The 20,652-nt window shown below is 72.1% G+C and carries 17 protein-coding genes and 1 tRNA gene; 4 read left to right on the top strand and 14 right to left on the bottom strand.

The annotated features are described in order from the left end of the window. Positions 1-34 precede the first annotated feature (34 nt). Positions 35-1,510 (bottom strand): MFS transporter, encoded by a 1,476-nt coding sequence (locus SCNRRL3882_RS25215; protein WP_029181169.1) that lies wholly within the window; start codon positions 1,508-1,510, stop codon positions 35-37. A gap of 236 nt (positions 1,511-1,746) precedes the next feature. Here SCNRRL3882_RS25215 and SCNRRL3882_RS25210 point away from each other — a divergent pair. Then, positions 1,747-1,821: transfer RNA gene (locus tag SCNRRL3882_RS25210), tRNA-Cys, on the top strand. Positions 1,822-1,852: 31 nt separating this feature from the next. On the opposite strand, the gene SCNRRL3882_RS25205 is transcribed toward SCNRRL3882_RS25210, so the two are convergent. Then, positions 1,853-2,341: a DUF6083 domain-containing protein gene (locus tag SCNRRL3882_RS25205; protein ID WP_029181168.1), complete on the bottom strand. Its 489-nt coding sequence runs from the start codon at positions 2,339-2,341 to the stop codon at positions 1,853-1,855. Between the two features lie 150 nt (positions 2,342-2,491). Here SCNRRL3882_RS25205 and SCNRRL3882_RS25200 point away from each other — a divergent pair, with 150 nt between their 5' ends. Together SCNRRL3882_RS25200 and SCNRRL3882_RS25195 are read left to right on the top strand one after the other, a co-directional pair. After that, positions 2,492-3,304, top strand: a complete 813-nt coding sequence (locus SCNRRL3882_RS25200; protein WP_010039929.1) for an alpha/beta fold hydrolase — start codon at positions 2,492-2,494, stop codon at positions 3,302-3,304. Positions 3,305-3,325: 21 nt separating this feature from the next. Then, the gene (locus SCNRRL3882_RS25195; protein WP_010039927.1) at positions 3,326-4,186 is read left to right on the top strand and encodes a MerR family transcriptional regulator; all 861 of its coding nucleotides are present in this window, start codon (positions 3,326-3,328) and stop codon (positions 4,184-4,186) included. Here SCNRRL3882_RS25195 and SCNRRL3882_RS25190 read toward each other — a convergent pair. From SCNRRL3882_RS25190 to SCNRRL3882_RS25140, 11 genes are all read right to left on the bottom strand, one after another. Then, a complete protein-coding gene (locus SCNRRL3882_RS25190) occupies positions 4,116-5,282 on the bottom strand; it encodes an SUKH-4 family immunity protein (protein WP_010039925.1) in 1,167 nt (388 codons plus the stop codon). The two genes, SCNRRL3882_RS25195 and SCNRRL3882_RS25190, sit on opposite strands and share 71 nt — an antisense overlap. 170 nt (positions 5,283-5,452) lie before the next feature. After that, positions 5,453-5,992, bottom strand: a complete 540-nt coding sequence (locus tag SCNRRL3882_RS25185; protein ID WP_010039924.1) for an AAA family ATPase — start codon at positions 5,990-5,992, stop codon at positions 5,453-5,455. After that, positions 5,992-8,310, bottom strand: coding sequence for a xanthine dehydrogenase family protein molybdopterin-binding subunit (locus SCNRRL3882_RS25180; protein ID WP_010039923.1), 2,319 nt, complete (start codon positions 8,308-8,310; stop codon positions 5,992-5,994). The genes SCNRRL3882_RS25185 and SCNRRL3882_RS25180 overlap by 1 nt, the downstream gene beginning before the upstream one ends. After that, positions 8,307-10,913 (bottom strand): 2Fe-2S iron-sulfur cluster-binding protein, encoded by a 2,607-nt coding sequence (locus tag SCNRRL3882_RS25175; protein ID WP_010039922.1) that lies wholly within the window; start codon positions 10,911-10,913, stop codon positions 8,307-8,309. Before SCNRRL3882_RS25175 ends, SCNRRL3882_RS25180 begins: the two co-directional genes overlap by 4 nt. Further along, positions 10,910-11,803 (bottom strand): FAD binding domain-containing protein, encoded by an 894-nt coding sequence (locus tag SCNRRL3882_RS25170; RefSeq protein ID WP_010039921.1) that lies wholly within the window; start codon positions 11,801-11,803, stop codon positions 10,910-10,912. Before SCNRRL3882_RS25170 ends, SCNRRL3882_RS25175 begins: the two co-directional genes overlap by 4 nt. A gap of 259 nt (positions 11,804-12,062) precedes the next feature. Continuing rightward, positions 12,063-13,688 (bottom strand): beta-N-acetylhexosaminidase, encoded by a 1,626-nt coding sequence (locus SCNRRL3882_RS25165; protein ID WP_010039920.1) that lies wholly within the window; start codon positions 13,686-13,688, stop codon positions 12,063-12,065. A 1-nt stretch (position 13,689) separates the two neighbouring features. Further along, the gene (locus SCNRRL3882_RS25160; RefSeq protein ID WP_010039918.1) at positions 13,690-14,535 is read right to left on the bottom strand and encodes a carbohydrate ABC transporter permease; all 846 of its coding nucleotides are present in this window, start codon (positions 14,533-14,535) and stop codon (positions 13,690-13,692) included. Further along, on the bottom strand, positions 14,532-15,407 hold the full coding sequence (locus tag SCNRRL3882_RS25155; RefSeq protein ID WP_029181166.1) for a carbohydrate ABC transporter permease: 876 nt from the start codon (positions 15,405-15,407) through the stop codon (positions 14,532-14,534). Before SCNRRL3882_RS25155 ends, SCNRRL3882_RS25160 begins: the two co-directional genes overlap by 4 nt. 323 nt (positions 15,408-15,730) lie before the next feature. Beyond that, on the bottom strand, positions 15,731-17,029 hold the full coding sequence (locus SCNRRL3882_RS25150; protein WP_010039915.1) for an extracellular solute-binding protein: 1,299 nt from the start codon (positions 17,027-17,029) through the stop codon (positions 15,731-15,733). Positions 17,030-17,240: 211 nt separating this feature from the next. Further along, on the bottom strand, positions 17,241-17,522 hold the full coding sequence (locus SCNRRL3882_RS25145; RefSeq protein ID WP_010039914.1) for a DUF3039 domain-containing protein: 282 nt from the start codon (positions 17,520-17,522) through the stop codon (positions 17,241-17,243). A gap of 29 nt (positions 17,523-17,551) precedes the next feature. Further along, positions 17,552-18,124, bottom strand: a complete 573-nt coding sequence (locus SCNRRL3882_RS25140) for a YqgE/AlgH family protein (RefSeq protein WP_010039913.1) — start codon at positions 18,122-18,124, stop codon at positions 17,552-17,554. Positions 18,125-18,376: 252 nt separating this feature from the next. On the opposite strand from SCNRRL3882_RS25140, the gene murA reads away from it, so the two are divergent. Continuing rightward, positions 18,377-19,717: a UDP-N-acetylglucosamine 1-carboxyvinyltransferase gene (gene murA, locus SCNRRL3882_RS25135; RefSeq protein ID WP_010039912.1), complete on the top strand. Its 1,341-nt coding sequence runs from the start codon at positions 18,377-18,379 to the stop codon at positions 19,715-19,717. A gap of 379 nt (positions 19,718-20,096) precedes the next feature. Here murA and SCNRRL3882_RS25130 read toward each other — a convergent pair whose 3' ends face one another. Further along, on the bottom strand, positions 20,097-20,378 hold the full coding sequence (locus SCNRRL3882_RS25130) for an HU family DNA-binding protein (RefSeq protein WP_003990598.1): 282 nt from the start codon (positions 20,376-20,378) through the stop codon (positions 20,097-20,099). Positions 20,379-20,652: the final 274 nt, after the last annotated feature.

Below are 20,652 nucleotides of genomic sequence, written 5' to 3'. Positions count from 1 at the left end.
GGGTGGGATCCACGTCACAGCGGGGAAGCGCTCCTCACCGCTCCCGCAGCCGCGTGGTCACCCAGGCCCCCACCAGCGCGACCACCGCCATCGGCAGGAACACCGCGGTGAAGGCGGCGGGATGGGAGGCGGTGGTGTCGGTGGTGGTGTGCGTCACCGTGCCGCCGCCGAGGGTGGCGAAGGCGGCGCCGCCGGCGGAGAGCAGCACGACGTTGGAGAGGCCGTCGGAGATCTGGAGGGCGGCGGAGTTGGTGCCGGCCTCCTCGGGGGCGGAGAGCTGGAGCAGGAGCACGCTCGTGGACGAGATGACGAGGCCCATGCCGAAGCAGCCGAACGCCCAGGCGACGGCCACGGTCCAGACGGGCACGGAGTCGATCAGCACACTCGGCGCGGTGGCGATGGCCGCCGCCACCAGCAGCATGCCGAGCGTCGTCAACCGCTCCCGGTACGGCTCGAACCGCGGCCGCGACTGCACCCACGAGCCCAGCGCCCACGTCCCACCGCCCGCGGCGAGCGAGAACCCGGCCAGTGTCGGACTGAGCCCGCGCTGCGTCACCAGCATCAGCGGCACGAAGGATTCCGCGGCGATGAAGGAGCCCGCCGCGACGCCGCGCAGCAGCACGACGGAGGGCAGCCCGCGAGCGGCCCGGTAGGTGCCGCGCGGGAGCAGCCCGAGCACGGCCGGCACCAGGAGGGCCAGTCCGGCCGCGCCCGGCACGAGCGAGAGCGGGCGCAGGTCCTGGGCGGCGTACTGGAGCAGGCCGGCACCGAGGGAGATGGCCAGGGCCAGGCGGATGCGGCGGCGGTTGAGGGAGGGGGGTCGGCCGGGAGCAGAGGAGTCCGAGTCCGGCTCCGGTGCCGACACCGGTCCGGACGCACGGCGCCGTATCTGCGGCAGTGCGAGCGCGAGCGGAAAGACGACGAGCACGGGGATCCCGATGAACACCCATCGCCACCCGAGCTGCTCGGTCACCGCGCCGGCGGCGAGCGGGCCGACGATCGACGGCAGGATCCAGCTCGCGGCGAACGCGGCCATGATGGCCGGCCGCAGCCGCTCCGGATACGCCCGCCCGACGACCACGTACAGCGCGACGATCACCAGCCCGCCGCCGAGTCCCTGCACGGCCCGCCCCAGGATGAACACCCACATCGCCCCGGCGGTCCCCGACAGCAACAGCCCGGCCCCGAAGGAGGCGATGCCCGTCGTCAACGGCCCGAGGGGCCCACGCCGGTCCGACCACTGCCCGGACAGCACCATCCCGAACAGACTGGTCGTGAAGTATCCGGAGAACGCGAACGCGTACAACGGCACCCCGTCCAACTCCCGCGCCGCGACGGGCATCGCCGTACCGACCGCCGTCGCCTCGAAGGCGATGAGCAGCACCACGGAGACGATCCCGAAGCTCAGCGCCCGGTACGCCCGCCCCAGCACGGTCTCGTCCACCGCCGGGACGGATGGCAGGTCATCGGCATCCACGACATCTGCATCACGCGGCTCCGGCACGGTCATGACCGCCAGCGTAAGGTCCACGCGACACTTTGACCCCTGTCGCGAGACGGTCCCCTCCTGGGACCTTGGTCGTACGCCCCTCCTTTCGGACATCCCCTTCCATGAACGGCGTATGGCAGTCGCGTTGCACCCCGCCGGATGCCCTTGAGCCCCGGCAACCGCCCGACTTATGGTCACGGCACCGAGAACGAACAGGGCCATGAGCTCGCTGGGTCGAGGGCCCCGACCTCGGTCCCGGCCGTGTGCCCGAGTGGTTCAGGGGCTCGCCTGCAAAGCGAGTTACGTGGGTTCGAATCCCGCCACGGCCTCCATCCGCAGGCGGACGAGGCGGTGAGGGCCTCGTCAGCCGGCATTCGGAAGGGCTCCCGGGTCGGCTTCACGATCGGCCCGTCGCTGGGCCCGGCGTGCGTTCTCCGCTCGTACGGCGTCCAGCCATCGCCAGAGGCCGACCTCCTCGAGCCTCAGCCCGGGGCAGGCGATCCGATGCGGTACTCGGCACACCGCACCGGGCGCGGGCTCGTCCTCGCGGCTGTTCCACGCCGTCCCGTTGGAATCCACGTACCAGCGGTGCCAGGCGGGCACCATGTGCGCGGGCACCGGCATGTCCGGTTCGAGGAGGACGTGCCAGCCGTAGTAGGTGACACGCCGGTCACCCACCAGTCCGCAGTTGGGGCAGACGGGTGGAGCGGGCGGTTCGGGGCCGGTGGCGCCTTCCAGCGCGGCCTGGGCCCGGTCGGTCTTCTCCCACGGCTGCGGCGCCCCCGGTGGTTGCTGCCGGTGTCCGTCCGGGTCGGATAACGGGATGACGGTCGACTCTCCTGAATCCCCCATGGAACCGAGCATGTGGCTGCGTTCGGGAGCGGGGTAGGGCGCAATCAGGGCGCAACGGGAGCAGCCGGGTGGGGGCGAGGCCCGGATCACCGCTCGGTTCACGCGTCCCGCCTTGACCCTGACGCAGGGGCAACGTCCCAGCATGGCCGCATGACTGCGAGAGACGACAGCACCACGAGGCACTTCACCGTTCGGCACGACGGTGTCACCATCCCCGTGTGCCGTGGCGGCCAGGGACGACGCCCCCTGATCCTCTGCCCTGGGCTGAACTGCACACAGGCCGATCTGCAGGAGCTGACCGAGTTGCTGCGGCGCGAGTACGACGTGGTGACCTTCGATCTCCGGGGGCATGGCCTCGCCTCGGCCGCCGAACGGTACTGCTTCGACGCGTTCCTGGGCGATCTCCGTGCCGTGCTGGCGGAGCTCGACCTCCCCTCACCGCCCCTGCTCGTGGGCTACTCGCTGGGCGCGGATCTGGCCGTGCACTATGCGGCCGAGTGTCCTGACCGTGTCGCCCAACTCGTTCTCATCGACGGGGCGAACCCGCTGCCCGAACCGTTCATCACCGGCGTCGACCTGGCGCAGTTCCGCGCGATGGCGGACGACCTGGCGGGCGAGAGGGGTGGGGATGCCGCGCGTCAGGTGTCGCTCACCGGCAGGGACATCATGGACTTGAACCTTGAGATGGACGTGGTCCGGTCCGGGATCCTCGGCCGGTACCGGGAGATCGACCTGCCGGTCCGCATGATCATGTCTGCCGCGATCGCCGGTGACAGCTGCGAAGGGCGGGCACCTCGGCACAACCGGCTCTGGCGCGCCGGCATCGAACGGCTGGTGCGCGAACGGCCGGACATCTCCGCCTCCTGGCTCGACGCCGATCACCGGCTGGTCTTCACCCACGCCCCGGCCATCGCCGGAATCATCCGGAACGGACACCAGCCGGTCGGCGGGCCGGCCACCTGAACCAGAAGTCAGACTGGTCCCATGCTGACCATCGGCGAGCTGGCGGCGTATGCCGGAGTGACCGTGCGCACGGTGCGGCACTACCACGCCAGGGGACTGCTGCCGGAGCCCGAGCGGGACCACTCCGGTTATCGGCGGTACGACGCCGGCGCCGTGGTGGAGCTGATCAGGATCCGGACTCTCGCCGAGGCCGGGGTTCCGCTGGCGCGCGTGCGGGAGTTGCTCCAGGCCGACGACGAGGAGTTCGTCTCCGCCGTCGCGGACATCGACAGGCGGCTGGAGGCGGAGATCCAGCAGCGGCAGCGGCATCGTGAGCGGATCGCTCGCCTGGTCTCCGGGGAGAGTCTGGCCTTGCCCCCGGAGGTCGTCGCCTTCCTCGACCGGCTGCGGGCGCTCGGCGTCGACGAGCGGATCGTCCAGGCCGAGCGCGACGGCTGGATCCCGCTGGCCGCGCGCTCGCCCGGGCTAATGGCGGAATGGGTCGCGCGCAAGCAGGAGCAGATCGCCGATCCGGAGTTCGTCGCGTTCTATCTGGATCTGGGTGAGGCGCTCGACCGGAGCGACGACGACCCGCAGCTCGTCGAGCTGGCCGACCGGGTGGCCGCCTACGTCACGAACCTGGCCGACGAGCGGGGCGATGAGTACCTCGGCGACCCGGCCGGCATCGAGCCCGCGCTCGCGGAGTTGATGGACAGGCTCGTCTTCGACACCGTGCCGGCCACCCGTCGGTTCATCGAGCTGCTGGAGCAGCGTGGCTGGGCCGGCTGGACCACACTCCGGCGCGTGGACCCGGTCGTACGGCACCCCGTTCCTACAACACCCCGCCCGCCTCGTCCTGGAACGCGTCCGTCCAGTAGTGACGGCCCGACCTGCCCGCCGTGACGCCCGTCGGGTCGACCGCCGAGAGCACCTGGAGCATCGTCATGGCCAACTGGTCGTAGGTGTCGGTCGTCAGCTCGTGGTCGGACTGGGCGTCGATCGCCCGCTCGCGGTGCAGCAGCCAGAGGGTGAACGCCAGGGTCGACACGTCCGTGTTCAGCGGTGACAGCGTCGCCTCGGGCTCGCTCCAGTTCAGGACCGCGCCCGTCACGCCGTCGATGACCAGGCTGTTGTCCTCGACGAGATGGCCGAGGCGTATCAGGCGGTGGGCCCCGGAGGGGAGCTCCGCCGGGCCGTCCGTGTCGGCGTGGTACTCGGCCAGCGTCGCCAGCGGGACGTCCGTGTCCAGAGAGAAGACGTGGGCGTCCTCCGGCAGGCCCACCTCGCGCAGGAAGCGGCGGGTCGGCTCGTGCGTGAGGGTCGCGGGGAAGTCGACGTCCTCGAAGCGGGCCACCTTGCCGGGGCCGAACTCCTGGTCCAGAAGGCGGTGCGGGAGGTCCAGGGACAGGCCGGAGGCGCCGCCCCGGCCCGCGACCAGGGACAGCGGGCGGATCAGCGCCGCCATCTTCCAGAACGGGGCCGGCTCGCCGTCCGTCCCGTCCCGGAACACCGCCAGCAGGTGCTGGGACGCCTCCGCCACCGCCTTCGGACCGAAGCGGCCCGCATAGGAGGCGAACTGGCCGCGCAGGCCCGCCAGTTCGTCCGTCGCCTCGGCGAAGCGCACCAGCGTCCGCAGTGAGGGCGCCAGGGGGCGGCGGTCCATCAGGTCGGGGCAGTCGTGCAGGAAGTACGTCGTCGAGATCTCGCCCGTCGCGCCGTCCAGCAGGACCGACTCCGTCTCCAGGCCGCCGGGGCCGAGCAGTCCGCCTATCACGAGCTGCTCGCGCAGCTCCGCCGACAGCCGGTCCTCCGGATCGCCCGTCGAGTCCGCTACCGTGCGCAGACCCTCCCGGCCCAGCGCGGCGAAGCTCAGCACGCCGCTGTCGCACGGCAGTCCGGGTCCGGTCAGCCAGTGCCGCGTCGACGCGTGCGTCACCCACGGATCCAGCTCGGACTCGGTCAGGGTGATCATCGCGGAACCGGCATCGGTCGTACTCATGGGCTCCCCCGCATGTGCTTGCTCACCGTCCCCTGGCGGAGCACGGCAGTCCGCCCGGCCAGACCCGGCAGCCGTCCCCCACTGCCCAGAACAGTACGCCCCACCACTGACAACGCCCCGGAACAGCGACGCGCGCCCGACGACTGCGACGCGCTCACCTCACATGACGCTCAAACGACCCTGGCGCGTTCCCTTTCCGCCAGAATCGCCTCCACCGTCTGCCGCACCGTCAGCTCCGAGGTGTCCAGCCACAGTCCGATGCGCGGCGTCCGCGCGCGCAGCGCCTCGTCCAGCGTGCCGACGGTCCAGCCGGCGCCGTATCCCGTCTTGGGCCGCTCCGCCTCCCGCGCGGCCACCGCCTCGGGCCGCGGCGCGAGGACGACCACGTACAGCGGCCGGGTGCGCACCAGACCGGCGTACGTCCGCAGGTCCTCGCCCAGCACCACGTCCTGCACGACCGCCGTGAACCCGGCCTCGGCGTACGCGTCCGCCGTCGCCGCCGAGAGGCGGTACCGGAGCCGGAGCTGGGCCTCGGCCTCGTCCCCGGCGGCGGGGACGTACTCCTCCCGGCCCGACACGATCATGCGCCGGAAGACGTCCCCGCGGACGTGCGCGGCTCGCGGCAGGGTCTCCGCCAGTGCCTGGGCGACCGTCGACTTGCCGGCCGCCATCACACCGGTGACCAGGACGACCCCGTCCAGTGCGGGCATCAGGACCGTTCCGTGACCACCGCGGCCTGCGGGCGGATCGGCAGCCGGTTCACGGGGCGCCCCGTGGCGGCCCGTACGGCGGACGCGATGGCCGCCGGGGACGTCACCACCGGCACCGCGCTGACCGCCTTCGCCCCGAAGGGGGCGACGACGTCACGCTCCTCGACCAGCCTGACGATGCGGATGTCGGGCGCGTCGAGGGCCGTCGGGAGGGCGTAACCGGTCAGGTCCGGGTGGCGGATCAGGCCGCGCGGGGTGCGCAGGTTCTCGGTCAGCGCGATGCCCAGGCCCTGGGTCACGCCCGCCTCGATCCGGGCGGTCAGCTGGGCCGGGTTCAGGACCCGCCCCACGTCCTGGGCGACGGCCAGTTCCACGACCCGTACGGAGCCGATCTCGATGTCGACGTCCACCACCGCGCGGATCGCGCAGAAGGACATGCCGACGAAGGCGTCGCCCTGGCCGGCCTCGTTCAGCGGCTCGGTCGGGTGCGGGCGGCACTGGGCGGTGGCCCACAGTTCCTTGCCGTCCAGCGCCTCGGTGACGGTCGTCGACAGGACGCCGTCGTACGACGTGATCTTGCCGTCGGTGATCTGGAGCAGCTCCGTGGACATGCCGAACTTGTGGGCGAGCGGCTGGAGGAGCTGCGTGCGGACCATCTTGGCCGCACGCTCCACCGCACCGCCCGACACCCAGGTGTGCCGGCCCCGGCAGCCCGCGCCCGCGGGGGGCTGGTCGGTGTCGACCGGCGCCACGTGCACCTCGTCTATGCCGAGCGTCTCCTGCACGATCTGCCGGGCCAGGGTCGTGAAGCCCTGGCCGGTCTCGACGGCCGCGCACAGCACGGTCGCCACGCCGTCGTGGACCTTCACGGTCGCCGTGGAGACCTCGTCCGCGCCCTCCGCGCCGAGCATGTGCACCATGCCCACGCCGTAGCCCACGCCCCGGCGCACCGCGCCCGGTTCGCCCGCGCCCTCGGGGCCGCCGGGCAGCAGCCACTCCTCCTCGGGCGTGTCCTTGGGCAGCGGGGGGAGGGGGAAGTCCCGCACGGCCTGGAGCAGTTCGGCGACGGGGGCCGGGCAGGTCACGGTCTGGCCGGTCGGCAGCACGTCGCCCGTCGCCATGGCGTTGCGCAGCCGCACCTCGGCCGGGTCGATGCCGAGTTTCTTGGCGATCTTGTCCATCTGCGCCTCGTAGGCGGCACAGACCTGCATGGCGCCTTCGCCGCGCACGTGGCCGGACGGGGGGTTGTTGGTGCGTACGGCCCAGCCCTCGATGAAGGCGTTCGGGACGACGTACGGGCCGCAGGCGAACGCGACGGCGGCGGCCAGGGCGTCGGCGGAGGTGTCGGCGTAGGCGCCCGCGTCGAGCAGGATCTGCGCCTCCACCTTCACGAGTCTGCCCTCGGCGTCGGCGTGGTGGCGGTAGCGCAGCAGGGTGGGGTGCCGGTGGGTGTGCCCGAGGAAGGACTCCTCGCGCGTGGCCGTGAGTTTCACCGGGCAGCCGGTCCGCAGCGCCAGCAGGCCGAGCGGGAGCTGGAAGCCCTGGTCCTCGCGGTCGGCCGTGGCGCCGGGGACGCCGGTGACGACGACCTTGACCCGCTCGGGTTCCAGGCCGAAGGCGGCGGCGGCCGTGTCGCGGTCGGCGTGCGGGTCGGTGGAGGCGAGGTACAGCTCCACACCGCCGTCCGGGCGCGGTACGGCCAGGCCCGCCTCCGCGCCGATGGGCGCGGGGTCCTGGCGGCCGATGCGGTACAGCCCCTCGACGACGATCTCGCCGGCCGCCTCCGGGTCGCCGTGGCGCAGCGGGATGTGCCGGATCAGGTTGCCGTCGGGGTGCAACGGCTCCGCCTCGAAGGCCTGCTCCGGGTCGGTGACCGGATCGAGCACCTCGTACTCGACGATGACGGCGGCGGCGGCCATCCGCGCGGTGTCCGGGTGGTCGGCCGCGACGGCGGCGATGGGCTCGCCGTGATGGCGTACGACCTCGGAGGCGAAGACCGGACGGTCGGCCTTCCCGCGGCCGTGCAGCGGGCTGCCGGGGACGTCCTCGTGAGTGACGACGGCGCGTACGCCGGGCATCTCGCGCGCGTGGGAGGTGTCGATGGACACGATGCGCGCGTGCGGGTGCGGTGAGCGCAGCACGGCCGCCCACAGCAGGCCCTCGGCCCACAGGTCGGCGGCATACGGGAAGGTGCCTTCGGTCTTGGCGCGGGCGTCGGCGGCCGGGAGGGAGGCTCCCAGGCCGTGCGGCAGCGGTTCGGGGGCGGGGGCGGCCTCCGCGGCCTGTGCGGCCTGCGCGGTGGCTGCTTCGTTGCTCACGCGGGGCCTCCGTCCTGGCCGTAGGGCTGGTCATGCGGGTCTGGAGTGTGCGGGTCCGGAGTGTGCGGGTCCGGGGGCGGGCCGAAGGCCGACGCGTTGACGCTGCCCGCACCCGGGCCCGCCTGGTGCGGGATACGGGCCTCGGCGGTGTCACCGTCGGCGGGCGCGCGATGTGCCTCGCGTTCTGCGACGACCTCCTGCACGGCGTCCACCACGCCCCGGTAGCCGGAGCAGCGGCACAGGTTGCCGCACAGCGCCTGGCGGGTCTCCAGCTCGGTGGGCGCCGGGTTGCCCTCCAGGAGGTCGTGCACGGTCATCGCCATGCCGGGTACGCAGAAGCCGCACTGCACGGCGCCGCAGCGCGCGAGCGCCCGCTGCACGTCCGACGGCCGGCCGTCCTCGGCCAGGCCCTCGACGGTACGGACCTCGCTGCCGGCGGCGGTCACGGCCGGGACCAGGCAGGACGCGACGAGCCGCCCGTCGACCTGGACGTTGCACGCGCCGCACTCGCCCTGCGAGCAGCCGTCCTTGGCCCCCGCGAGACCGAGCCGCTCGCGCAGCACGTACAGCAGGGACTCGCCGATCCACGCGTCGGTGACGGGGCGGTCGGTGCCGTTGACGCGCAGGACGTAGGAGGCGAGGGGGTGTTCCTCCTGCGGGACGGTGGAGGGCGCGTCCTGGGACGCCTCGCCCTCGGTGCGGCCCGCGTCGTGCGAGTCGGCGGACGGGTCCTGCGGTGCCGGGTCGTTCGGGGTCTCGCCGTCGGCGGCCTCCGGCACGGCGTCCGGGTCCGCCTCGGCCGGGAGGGGCCCGGCCGGTGGCTCGGCGGGGGCGTCAGCGTCCTCTGCGGCCTCTGGGGCGTCCTCAGCGGCCTCACCGGGGCCGGGAGCGTCCTGTGAGGCTTCCTGGGCGGCCTGCGGGTGCGCGGCGGCTTCCGCGTGCGCCTCGGGCGCGGACTCGCCGGGGGACTCCCCCGGGGCCTCGGGGTACGGCTGGGGGGACGCGGACCGTTCGGGTGCGTCATCGGCGGCAGCAGCGTGCTCGGTCGGCTCACCGACGTGCCCCGACGGCTCCGGCGCGTGTCCGGCTGGGCCGGAGGGCTCGGGGCCGTGGTGGTCGGTGAAGGCGTGCGACCGCGGGCGGTGTTCGGCGAAGTCGGACGACTCCGAGCCGTGGTCCGCGAAGGCGGACTGATCCGCCCCCTGGCCGGGCACGCCGTGCGACTCCGGCCCGTGATCGGCGTAGGCCGGCTGCTCCGGGCGGTGGTCGGCGAAGGTCGACGGATCCGGTCCGTGGCCCGTGGCAGCGGACTGATCCGCCCCGTGGTGGGGCACGCCGTGCGGCTCCGAACCGTGGCCGGGTACGCCGTGCGGCTCCGGGCCGTGCTCCGTGATGCCGTGCGGATCCGAGCCGTGGTCGGTGAAAGCCGGCTGCTCCGGGCGGTGGCCGGCGAAGGCAGACGGCTCCGCGCCGTGGTCGGCGAACGCCGGCTGCTCCGGCGCGTGGTCGGCGCCGCCGGGCGGCTGGGGTGCGTGACCGGCGCCGGGCATCTCCGGCCCGTGGCCGCCCAACCCTGACGACTCCGGCCCATGGCCGGCGAAGCCGGACGACTCCGCCGCCTGTTCCGCGCCCTCCGGCCACTGCGGCGCCTGTTCCGCGCCCTCCGGCCACTGCCCGTGACCGCTGCCGTCGGTCGCTCCCGGGGCGTGACCGGCCGCCGGGCCCGCCTCCTGCGGCATGGGCCCGGCGGGCTGCTGCTCCGGGGCGTGGGGGCTCCGCGCGCCCGGGTCAGGTGCGTACCCGGAGGCCGGTCCGGCAGCCCCCGGCTGCTCGTGCCCGTGCCCGCCGCCCTGCTCGTGCCCGTGCGGATAGCCCGGCCCGGCCTGCTCCTGCCCCGCCGTGTCGTGCGGGACCTGCTGCCCCCACGGCCGGCCCGCCGCCTGTGTCGCCCACGGCGCGGGCGCGCCGCCCGGCAGCGTGGGCGGCGGGGTGCCGCCCCACTGCTCGACCAGCGAGGACGTGGTGAACTCGCCCGACTCGTCCGGAAGGTCGCCCCCGGCGACGGGGATGGACCACTGACCGGTCACGTCATGGCCGGGCGCGGTCTCCGCCGTCGCGGCCTCCTCGAAGTTCCACTGCCCGGTGGCTCCCGGGTTGTACGTGAAGCGGTCGTTCCCGCCGTGCCGCCCCGCCTGCGCGTCGGAGCCGTAGGGCGTGCCGGATCCGTACGGCGCCTGCGAGCCGTAGGACCGCTCCCCCGTGTCGTGTCCGGGCTGGTGGTGGCCGCCCTGCTCGTGGCCCTGCCGGGGTGCCGCGTGCGGGCCGTGCCACTGGGCGCCGTCGACGGGCGCGCCGGGCACCGGCCACGCGCCCGGGGCCGCCGGGTCGGTTCCGGCGGTCGTGGCGGGGTCGACCGTTATCTGCGGCGGTACGTAGCCGTGGCCGGGCGCGGCGAGGGGACTGTCGGCGGCCAGCAGGGCGTCGACGCCCCCCTCGGGGAGTTCGACGAAGGCGGTGGCGCCGTCGTCGTACTCGCCCTGGGGCAGCGGGTCCCAGCGGCTCCCGCCCCGGGGCGTGCCCTCTCCGTGCTGGTCGTCGGTCACGACAGCGCCCTCCCCAGTGCTCGTCGGGCCAGCGCGGCGACGGTGCGCCGCAGGTGCAGTACGGCGGGCGGAAGCTGCGGTACGGAGCCGTCCTCGGCCGGGGCCGCGTCGGGGATGCAGGCCGCGGCGACGTACTCCCCGAAGGCGTTCAGGGCCTCCGGAACGAGCGCGCGGTTGTTGTCCCAGTCGATGAGCCGGCCCACCCACTGCTCGGCCTGCAGGGGCCGCAGCGGCATCGGCGCTATGGCGCCCACCGCGCAGCGCACACCCCGGCGCGCGGGGTCCAGGACCAGGGCCACGGAGGCCACCGCGCGCCCCGGGCCGGTACGGCCGGTCGCCTTCAGGAAGACCTGCGGGGCGTGCAGCAGCGGCACGCGCACGTAGCCGATGAGTTCACCGGCGCGCAGCATGTCCATCCCGGCCAGCAGGTGCGACACCGGGATCTCCCGGCGGGCTCCGCCCGGGCCCGCGATGATCAGGGTCGCCTCCAGGGCGGCCAGCACCGGCAGCGCGTCCCCGGTGGGGGCGGCCGAGGCGATGTTGCCGCCCAGGGTGCCCGCGTTGCGGATGTGCGGCGGGCCCGCGGCGCGCGCGGCGGCGGCGAGCGCCGGGATCAGGGCCGCGAAGTCGGGGCGGCCCATGCGCGCGTGCGTGAGGCCCGCGCCGAGCAGCGCGTGTCCGTCCTGGTACTGCCAGCCGCGGATCTCGCTGATCTTGCCGAGTCCCACCAGCGCGGCGGGCCGGAGCTGCCCGGAGTTGACGGCGGCCATCAGGTCGGTGCCGCCCGCGACGGGCACGGCGGCGGGCACTGCGGTGAGTGCCGCCACGGCCTCGTCCAGCGTCGTGGGCAGCGTGACGGCCTGCGCCGCCTGCGGTGCGTGCGTGGTCAAACCGGCTGCCCCTTCCCGCTGCCCCACCTGGTCCCACCTGTGCTGCCGTACGGTACGTGCTGACAGGGCGGACGTGGCAACTCTGGCACATCTTGGCGAGAGCCGAAGACACGGGTCCGCTAGGAGGCATTCGCCCACCTCACCGGGGAGATGGTCCGTTTTCGCACGGGTTTGCCAGTGCGTGGCGATTGGCACTTTCGGTGACCCTTGTGCGCATTTTCCGTGGCCTGTTCGAGCTGTTCGGTAGCGGGGCCCGGTGCTACCGGTTGGGCGGCGGGCCGTCGATCGGGCGGCCCAGCACTCCGGGGCGCCGCTGCCAGGGCAGCGGGCCGGCGGGTGGCCGGTAGGCGACGCCGAGGGCGTCGAGCCGCCGGTAGTGGGCGGTCATGCGGCGCTCGAAGCCGGCGAAGTCCCGTTCCGCCGGGGCGGGCAGGGCGCTCCAGGCGACCTCGGCGAAAGCCGCGAGACGGGGGAACGTCTGGTAGTCCACGCGTGCGGCGTCCTCCATCACCTCGGTCCACACGTTGGCCTGGGTGCCGAGCACGTGCCGGGCCTCCTCGGGCGTCAACTCCGGCGGCACGGGCTCGAACCGGTAGACGTCCTCCAGGGTGCGCACCCACCCGATCGGTACCGGCTCGTCGGGGCCCGGATCCTGACGGTGGTCCAGGTACACCTGCTGCTCGGGGCACATGACGACGTCGTGGCCGGCCCGGGCGGCGGCGATGCCCCCGGCGTAGCCGCGCCAGGAGGACACGGCCGCGCCCTTCGCCAGCCCGCCCTCCAGGATCTCGTCCCAGCCGATGAGCCTGCGCCCGCGCGCGGAGAGCCAGTTGTCGAAGTGCCCGATGAACCACGACTGGAGCTCGTCCTCGTCCGCGAGGCCGAGTTCCGTGATGCGCGCCTGGGCGGTCTCGGACCGCCGCCACTGGTCCTTGGGGCATTCGTCGCCGCCGACGTGGACGAACTCCGACGGGAACAGCTCCAGCACTTCCTCGAAGACGCCCTCGTAGAAGCGCAGGGTGTTGTCAGTGGGGGCGAGTACGTTCGGGTTGATTCCCCAGGTGTCCCAGACGGAGAGGGCGGTCGTGTCGATGACGTCGGTGTTGCCGAGTTCCGGGTACGCGGCGATGGCGGCCTGCGAGTGGCCGGGTACGTCGATTTCGGGGACGACGGTGATATGCCGCGCGGCGGCGTGGGCGACGATCTCCCGGATGTCGTCCTGGGTGTAGTAGCCGCCGTGCGGCTTCTCCTCCCACAGTGGTGAGGCCCAGTGGCCGGTTTTCGTCCGCGCCCGCCAGGAGCCGATCTCCGTGAGCCGTGGATGCCGTTCGATCTGGATGCGCCAGCCCTGGTCGTCCGTCAGATGGAAGTGGAAGACGTTGAGTTTGTGCGCCGCCATCAGATCGAGATAGCGCAGGACCCCTTCCTTGGGCATGAAGTGCCGGGCGACGTCCAGCATCAGGCCGCGCCAGCGGAATCGGGGGGCGTCCTCGATCGTCAGGTACGGCACGGCCCAGGCGCGTTCGCGGCTGAGCGGGGCCTGGCGGTACGCGTCGGGGCCGAGCAACTGCCGCAGCGTCTGGGCACCCCAGAAGACACCGGCCGGGTCGCCGCCCTCGATGAGGACGCCGGTCGAGTCGCTGACGAGGCGGTACTCCTCGGGGCCGAGTTCCGGGTCGATTCGGAGCCCGATGCCGTCGCCGCCGGCATCGTCGAGTGCCCGCCCCTCGCGCAGCGGCAGGCCGGTGGCCTTCCAGAGGACGGTGCGCAGCCAGTGGCCGACGCCCTGCGTCCCGGTGTCGGCGTGGAGCCGGGAGTGCGCCGTCAGCCGCACCTCGCCGGAACCGGGGGCGACGCTGCGGGGAGTCGGAATCAGTTCAGTCACGTCAGTCCTTTACCGCCCCGCCCAGCCCCGACACCAGCCGTCGCTGCACGAGTACGAAGAAGATCAGCACCGGAATGGTCATCACCGTGGAGGCCGCCATGACGCCGCCCCAGTCCGGGTCGTCGGGCTTGTAGAAGACCAGCAGCGCCATCGGCAGCGTCGACTGGGACGTGTCGCTGATGATGAACGACTTGGCGAAGAGGAAGTCGTTCCAGGCGGAGATGAAGGAAAACACGCTGGTGGCCACGAGGCCGGGCAGGACGAGCGGGAAAAGGATCTGCCACAGGAATCGCGCCCTGCTCGCCCCGTCGATGTAGGCGGCCTCCTCCAGGGCCTCCGGAACGGCTTTCACGAACCCCCGCAGCATCCAGATCGCGAAGGGCAGCGAGAAGGCGATGTGCGGCAGGATCAGCGAGCCCAGCGTGTTCAGCTGACCGAAGTCCCGCATGAGGAAGAAGAGGGGGATCGTCAGTGCCTCCACGGGCACCATCTGGGCCACCAGAAACATGATCAGCAAGGTGGTCCGGAGGCGGAACCGGAATCGTGTCACGGCGGTCGCGGCGAGAAACGCGATCAGCGCGGAGGCGATCACGACACACCCCGCGACGACGAGGCTGTTGAGGAAGTAACGGCCGAATTCCTGCTGCCCGAAGACCCGCCGGAAGGAGTCCAGAGAAGGCGCGAGCGTCCACGGCCTGGGCTCGCTCGACTCGATCTCCCCGGCCGGTTTGAAGGCGCTGAGCACCATCCAGTAGAGGGGGAAGGCGACGACGACCGCGACCAGCAGAGCCGAGGCCTCGGCGGCCAGCCGTCCCGGGCGGCGCACACGTACGCGCAGTGGATTCACAGTTCCTCCCCCTGGCGGCGCAGCAGCCGCAGGTACACCAGCGTGACGGCGAGCAGGATCAGCAGCATCACGACGCCGATCGCCGAGCCGAGGCTGTACTGCGAGGACGCGAACGCCTGCTGGTAGGCGTAGACGTTCAGCACGAGGTTCTGGCCCGCGATGCCGCCGCCGCCCGTCATGACGTAGATCTGGGTGAAGACCTTGAAATCCCAGATGACCGACTGGATGGTGACGACGACCAGGATGGGCCGGAGCATCGGGGCGAGCACGGAGCGCCAGATGCGCCACTGCGAGGCGCCGTCGAGGGAGGCGGCCTCCAGCACTTCGGTGGGCACGGCGCGAATCCCCGCGTAGACGGTCACCATCACGAACGGGAAGGAGCACCACACCACTTCGAGCAGGACGAGGAAGAAGGCGCTGAGACGCCCGTACGTCCACGAGTGGTCGCCGAGGCCCAGGATCCGGTTGACCGGGCCGAAGTCCGGGTCGAAGAGGAACAGCCAGACCGTGGAGCCGGTCACGGCCGGGGTGGCCCACGCGCCCAGGGCTGCCAGCATCAGCGCGAGCCGCGGTACGGCCCGGACGCGTGTGAGCAGCACGGCCAGGGCACATCCGACCGCCAGCGTGCACACGACGCAGGCGCCCGCGAACAGCACGGTGGCGAGCAGCACCTGCCAGAACTGCGGATCGCCGAACAGTTCGGCGTAGTTCGCGACCCCCCGGAACACCGTCGGTTCCCCACCGCTGACCTGCGCCTGCGTGTACTCGAAGAAGGAGATCAGCCCGAGCTGATAAATGGGGTAGACGAGCAGCCCTCCGAGCACGACGAGCGCGGGCGCGAGATAGAGCCACGGTGTCCAGCCGCCGGACACGAGCGGGGACTTGCCGACCGTGCCTCGGCGGGCCCCGCACGGGCCCCCGGCCGAAGGCCGTCCCCGCGCCCCGCCACGATGCGCGGCGGGGGCCTGGCCGGAACCGTCCGCCGACGGAGTGCGACCCGCGGGCGGCCCCACCGGCACCGCCCGCGGCGCGGTGACGGTCAGGGGAGCGGCCACGGAAAGGCCGCCGAGCGTGTCGCGCGCGGCTCCCGCCGGGCCGGTGGCCCGTGCGGGGCCGTCCCCACCCGCACCGGCCCCGGCCGAGCCGGATCCGGCCGCCTCGCCCCCGGTCGGTTCCCTGCTGTCGTTCACCCGGATCACCCGGCGGAGCCGAACGCGGTGTTCATCTTCTTCGCGGCGTCCTCGGACGCGGCGGCCACGTCCTTCTTGCCGCTGATGATCTCCTGGAACATCGTGGGCAGGACGAGCGAGGAGTCGATCTGGGCCCAGGCGGGTGAGGCGGGGACGAACTTCGTGCCGGCCGACAGGGTCTGCACGAAGGGCTTCACGAACGGTTCCTTCGCCGCGACCTGTTGGCGGACGTCCGTGAAGGTCGGCAGGAAGCCCATCGCGTCGAAGAGTTCGGTCTGGGTCTTCTTGGAGGCGAGCTGTTCCATCAGCTGGACCGCGAGTGTGCGGTGGGACGTGCTCTTCAGGACGCCGATGTTGTTACCGCCCGCGAAGGCCGGTGCGATCGAGCCGGACTTCACCCCCGGCAGCGGGACGACGGCGTACTTGCCCTTGACCTTCCCGGCCTCGACGGCGCTGTGGCTGAAGTCGCCGCCGATCGCCATCCCGGCCTTGCCCGCGGCGAACGCGGAGATCGTGTCGTTGCCGCCCATGCCCGCGCACTTGGCGGCCGGACAGTTGTCGTCGCCGAAGAGGGACGTGTACGCCTCGATGCCCGTCCGGGCCTCCGGGCTGTCGATGCCGGAGGCGTACGAACCGCCCTTGCCACTCGCGAGTTCACCGCCGTTGGCCCAGACGAACGGCATCGCGCCGTAGGTGTAGGCGCCGCCGACCACGAGCCCGTACAGCTCGGGCTTCGCCGCGCGTATCTTGCGGGCGGTGGAGGCCAGTTCGTCCATCGTCTTCGGGACGGACAGGCCGAGTTCCTCGAAGACGTCCGTGCGGTAGTAGAGCGCGCGGACGCCGACGTAGAAGGGGGCGCCGTAGATCTTGCCGTCCACCGTCACCGACTGCTTGGCCGTCGGGTCGGTGTCCTTCGCCTCGTCCCAGTCGCCGAACTCCTCGGTGACGTCGAGGAGTCCGCCGTCCCTCACATACCCGGCCGTGTCGGTGTTGCCGTACTCCATCACGTCGGGAGCGGAGGCGGGGTCGTTGAAGGCGGCCTTGACGCGCTGGGCGCGGGTGTCGACGGGGATGTACTCGACGTCGACCTCGGTGCCCTTGTGGGCCTTCTCGAAGGCGGCGACGACGGAGTCGACGGCCTTCTCCTTGGGGGTGTTGCCGACCTCCTGGAAGAGCCACACGCGCAGCGTGCCGGTCTTCTCGTCCTTGTCGGAGGAGGAGGTCGTGGAGGTCTGGGGCGCGCAGGCGGTGGCCAGGAGAGCGGCGAGCGCGGTGAGCGCGGCGTATCGGACGGACAGCTTCATGGAGTGCTCCTCCGAAAGGGTGTTGCAACATGCGCAATGAAGGTTTCGCTGTGCACAACACCCCGGAGGCTAGGGACTGCATGAACACGCCCACAAGAGGTCTCAACCACTCTGTGACCGGCAGACGCATCCTGCGCAACGCCCGGACAGCACAAAAGCCCCCAGGGCGCGCAAAACGCACCCTGGAGGCTTTACGCCACGCGGGTCGGGCCTACTTGTCGCCCTTGCCCTTGTCGTCGTCGCCGGAGCCCATGGACTCGTAGATCTCCTTGCACATGGGACACACGGGGTACTTCTTCGGGTCGCGGCCCGGCACCCAGACCTTGCCGCACAGCGCCACGACGGGGGTGCCGTCGAGGGCGCTCGCCATGATCTTGTCCTTCTGGACGTAGTGGGCGAAGCGCTCGTGGTCACCGTCACCGTGGGAGGTCTGCGGCGTCGGCTCTACGAGGGTCCCCGTACCAGTCCCGCGCTCGGGCTCGAGAGTGCTCATAGGCCCAAGGGTACTGAAGGTCACAGACATCAGTTGAGCGAAGGGTCGTCCGGGTACGTCGCCACCATCGCCAGCTCGTTGCGCTGGCGGCGCAGCACCTCGCGCCAGAGTCTCTCCGGGGACGGCGAGGAGACGTCACCTGGCTCCGACTCGACGACGTACCACGCGCCGTCCACCAGCTCGTCCTCCAGCTGGCCGGGCCCCCAGCCGGCGTATCCGGCGAAGATCCGCAGGGAGCCGAGGGCGGAGGCCAGCAGCTCCGGCGGGGCCTCCAGGTCGACCAGGCCGATCGCGCCGTGCACCCGGCGCCAGCCCAGCGGGGCGGCCTCCCCGGACGCGCCGCCGGGGACGACGGCGACCCCGAGGGCCGAGTCGAGCGACACCGGGCCGCCCTGGAACACGACGCCGGGCTCGCCGGCGAGGTCCCCCCAGCCCTCCAGGATGTCGTTCACGTCCACCGGGGTGGGGCGGTTCAGGACGACACCGAGAGAGCCCTCCTCGTCGTGGTCGAGGAGCAGCACCACCGCGCGGTCGAAGTTCGGGTCCGCCAGGGCGGGCGTGGCCACGAGCAACCGCCCTGTGAGCGAGGACACCTCGGTCATGCCAGACATGATCCCGCATCTTCCCTCCCCGTGGGGAGCCAATGCGGGGACGCGAGTGAACGCAGCTCAGGGCGCACCGATGCGTCCCGAGCGCACGGACGTGACCGTGACCCCACGTACCCGGCACGGAACGGTTCGTGTTGTGACAGAGCTATGACGTGGCTGGGTCTGACTCAGGCTTACGGAAGGGGGGTGGAGGGCGATTACCCTTTCCCTCCTGGCCCCTGCCCGACTCCACGGAACGCGAGATTCATGACCGTCAACGACGATGTCCTGCTTGTCCACGGCGGAACCCCGCTGGAGGGCGAGATCCGTGTCCGCGGTGCGAAGAACCTCGTACCGAAGGCCATGGTGGCAGCGCTGCTGGGCAGCGCTCCGAGCCGGCTCCGCAATGTTCCGGACATCCGTGACGTACGGGTCGTGCGGGGTCTGTTGCAGCTGCACGGTGTGACGGTCCGTCCGGGGGACGAACCCGGCGAACTGGTGATGGATCCGACGCGCGTGGAGAGCGCGAACGTCGCTGACATCGATGCCCACGCGGGTTCCAGCCGTATTCCGATCCTCTTCTGCGGCCCCCTTCTGCACCGCCTCGGCCACGCGTTCATCCCGGGCCTCGGCGGCTGCGACATCGGCGGCCGGCCCATCGACTTCCACTTCGACGTGCTGCGGCAGTTCGGCGCGCGGATCGAGAAGCGGGCGGACGGGCAGTACCTGGAGGCCCCGCAGCGGCTGCGGGGCACGAAGATCCGGCTGCCGTACCCGTCCGTCGGCGCGACCGAGCAGGTGCTGCTGACGGCGGTGCTCGCCGAGGGCGTCACCGAGCTCTCGAACGCGGCTGTCGAGCCGGAGATCGAGGACCTGATCTGCGTCCTTCAGAAGATGGGCGCCATCATCGCGATGGACACCGACCGGACGATCCGCATCACCGGTGTGGACAAACTCGGCGGCTACACCCACCGCGCGCTGTCCGACCGCCTGGAGGCCGCGTCCTGGGCGTCCGCCGCGCTGGCGACCGAGGGCAACATCTACGTCCGTGGCGCCCAGCAGCGCTCGATGATGACGTTCCTGAACACCTACCGGAAGGTGGGCGGGGCCTTCGAGATCGACGACGAGGGCATCCGCTTCTGGCACCCCGGCGGCCAGCTCAAGTCCATCGCGCTGGAGACGGACGTCCACCCCGGTTTCCAGACCGACTGGCAGCAGCCGCTGGTGGTGGCCCTCACCCAGGCCACGGGCCTGTCCATCATCCACGAGACGGTCTACGAGTCCCGCCTCGGCTTCACCTCCGCCCTGAACCAGATGGGCGCGCACATCCAGCTCTACCGCGAGTGCCTGGGCGGCTCCGACTGCCGCTTCGGCCAGCGCAACTTCCTGCACTCGGCCGTCGTCTCCGGCCCCACCAAGCTCCAGGGCGCCGATCTGGTCATCCCCGACCTCCGCGGCGGCTTCTCGTACCTCATCGCGGCACTGGCGGCCCAGGGCACGTCCCGCGTCCACGGCATCGGCCTCATCAACCGCGGCTACGAGAACTTCATGGAGAAGCTCGTGGAGCTGGGCGCGAAGGTCGAGCTGCCGGGCAAGGCACTCGGCTGACCCCGACCCCGGGGCCACGTCCGCCCGGCTGGGGGTCCGGGGGTCATCCCCCGGGCAAGCACAGCATGGAGAAGCTCGTGGAGCTGGGCGCGAAGGTCGAGCTGCCGGGCAAGGCACTCGGCTGACCCCGACCCCGGGGCCACGTCCGCCCGGCTGGGGGTCCGGGGGTCATCCCCCGGGCAAGCACAGCATGGAGAAGCTCGTGGAGCTGGGCGCGAAGGTCGAGCTGCCGGGCAAGGCACTCGGCTGACCCAGACCGGGCGAGGCGCTCGGACAGCACGCGCAGTGATGCCCAAAGGGGCGGCCACCCGGTTCGGGTGGCCGCCCCTTTGGTGTCACTGTGCCTCGTACGTCGTCCCGAGACGTACGAACGGCCAGGTCACTTACCCTTGGCCGCTTCCTTGAGCTTGGAGCCCGCGGAGACCTTCACGCTGTAGCCGGCCGGGATCTGGATGGGCTCGCCGGTCTGCGGGTTGCGGGCGGTGCGAGCGGCACGGTGGGTGCGCTCGAAGGTCAGGAAGCCGGGGATGGTGACCTTCTCGTCCCCCTTGGAGACGATGTCGCCGACCACGTCGGCGAACGCGGCCAGCACGGCGTCGGCGTCCTTGCGGGTCACCTCGGCGCGGTCGGCCAGCGCGGCCACCAGCTCACTGCGGTTCATGTTGTTACTCCCGTGTTCATCTTGCCGTTGAGGCGTCAGATCGAAGCCGATGCTGCCAGGGTCCTCCGTGAGTCCCCGGACCCGGGTCCGTCGTCAGACCCTCGCGCCCAGGGACGCATCCTGCCTCTACCTGCGGCGGGAAAGCCAATCCGGCACCCGCAGGAGTCGTGAGAACACCCTTGGGAGTCACACGAAAAGAGGGCCTGAGCCTGGCCGACACGATAGAGGGCGGCCCAAGGGGTGGGGTTCCCCGACGCGCCGTTGCCAGGCCAGT

The sequence above is a fragment of the Streptomyces chartreusis NRRL 3882 genome, assembly GCF_900236475.1.
Lineage (GTDB): Bacteria > Actinomycetota > Actinomycetes > Streptomycetales > Streptomycetaceae > Streptomyces > Streptomyces chartreusis_D.
This window is presented reverse-complemented; position numbering and strand designations above follow the sequence as displayed.

Bases quoted from the DNA above. Each gene is read 5' to 3' on its own strand.
- SCNRRL3882_RS25215 (WP_029181169.1), bottom strand. From the start codon at position 1,510: ATGACCGTGCCGGAGCCGCGTGATGCAGATGTCGTGGATGCCGATGAC.
- SCNRRL3882_RS25205 (WP_029181168.1), bottom strand. From the start codon at position 2,341: ATGGGGGATTCAGGAGAGTCGACCGTCATCCCGTTATCCGACCCGGAC.
- SCNRRL3882_RS25200 (WP_010039929.1), top strand. From the start codon at position 2,492: ATGACTGCGAGAGACGACAGCACCACGAGGCACTTCACCGTTCGGCAC.
- SCNRRL3882_RS25195 (WP_010039927.1), top strand. From the start codon at position 3,326: ATGCTGACCATCGGCGAGCTGGCGGCGTATGCCGGAGTGACCGTGCGC.
- SCNRRL3882_RS25190 (WP_010039925.1), bottom strand. From the start codon at position 5,282: ATGAGTACGACCGATGCCGGTTCCGCGATGATCACCCTGACCGAGTCC.
- SCNRRL3882_RS25185 (WP_010039924.1), bottom strand. From the start codon at position 5,992: ATGCCCGCACTGGACGGGGTCGTCCTGGTCACCGGTGTGATGGCGGCC.
- SCNRRL3882_RS25150 (WP_010039915.1), bottom strand. From the start codon at position 17,029: ATGAAGCTGTCCGTCCGATACGCCGCGCTCACCGCGCTCGCCGCTCTC.
- SCNRRL3882_RS25145 (WP_010039914.1), bottom strand. From the start codon at position 17,522: ATGAGCACTCTCGAGCCCGAGCGCGGGACTGGTACGGGGACCCTCGTA.
- SCNRRL3882_RS25140 (WP_010039913.1), bottom strand. From the start codon at position 18,124: ATGACCGAGGTGTCCTCGCTCACAGGGCGGTTGCTCGTGGCCACGCCC.
- murA (WP_010039912.1), top strand. From the start codon at position 18,377: ATGACCGTCAACGACGATGTCCTGCTTGTCCACGGCGGAACCCCGCTG.
- SCNRRL3882_RS25130 (WP_003990598.1), bottom strand. From the start codon at position 20,378: ATGAACCGCAGTGAGCTGGTGGCCGCGCTGGCCGACCGCGCCGAGGTG.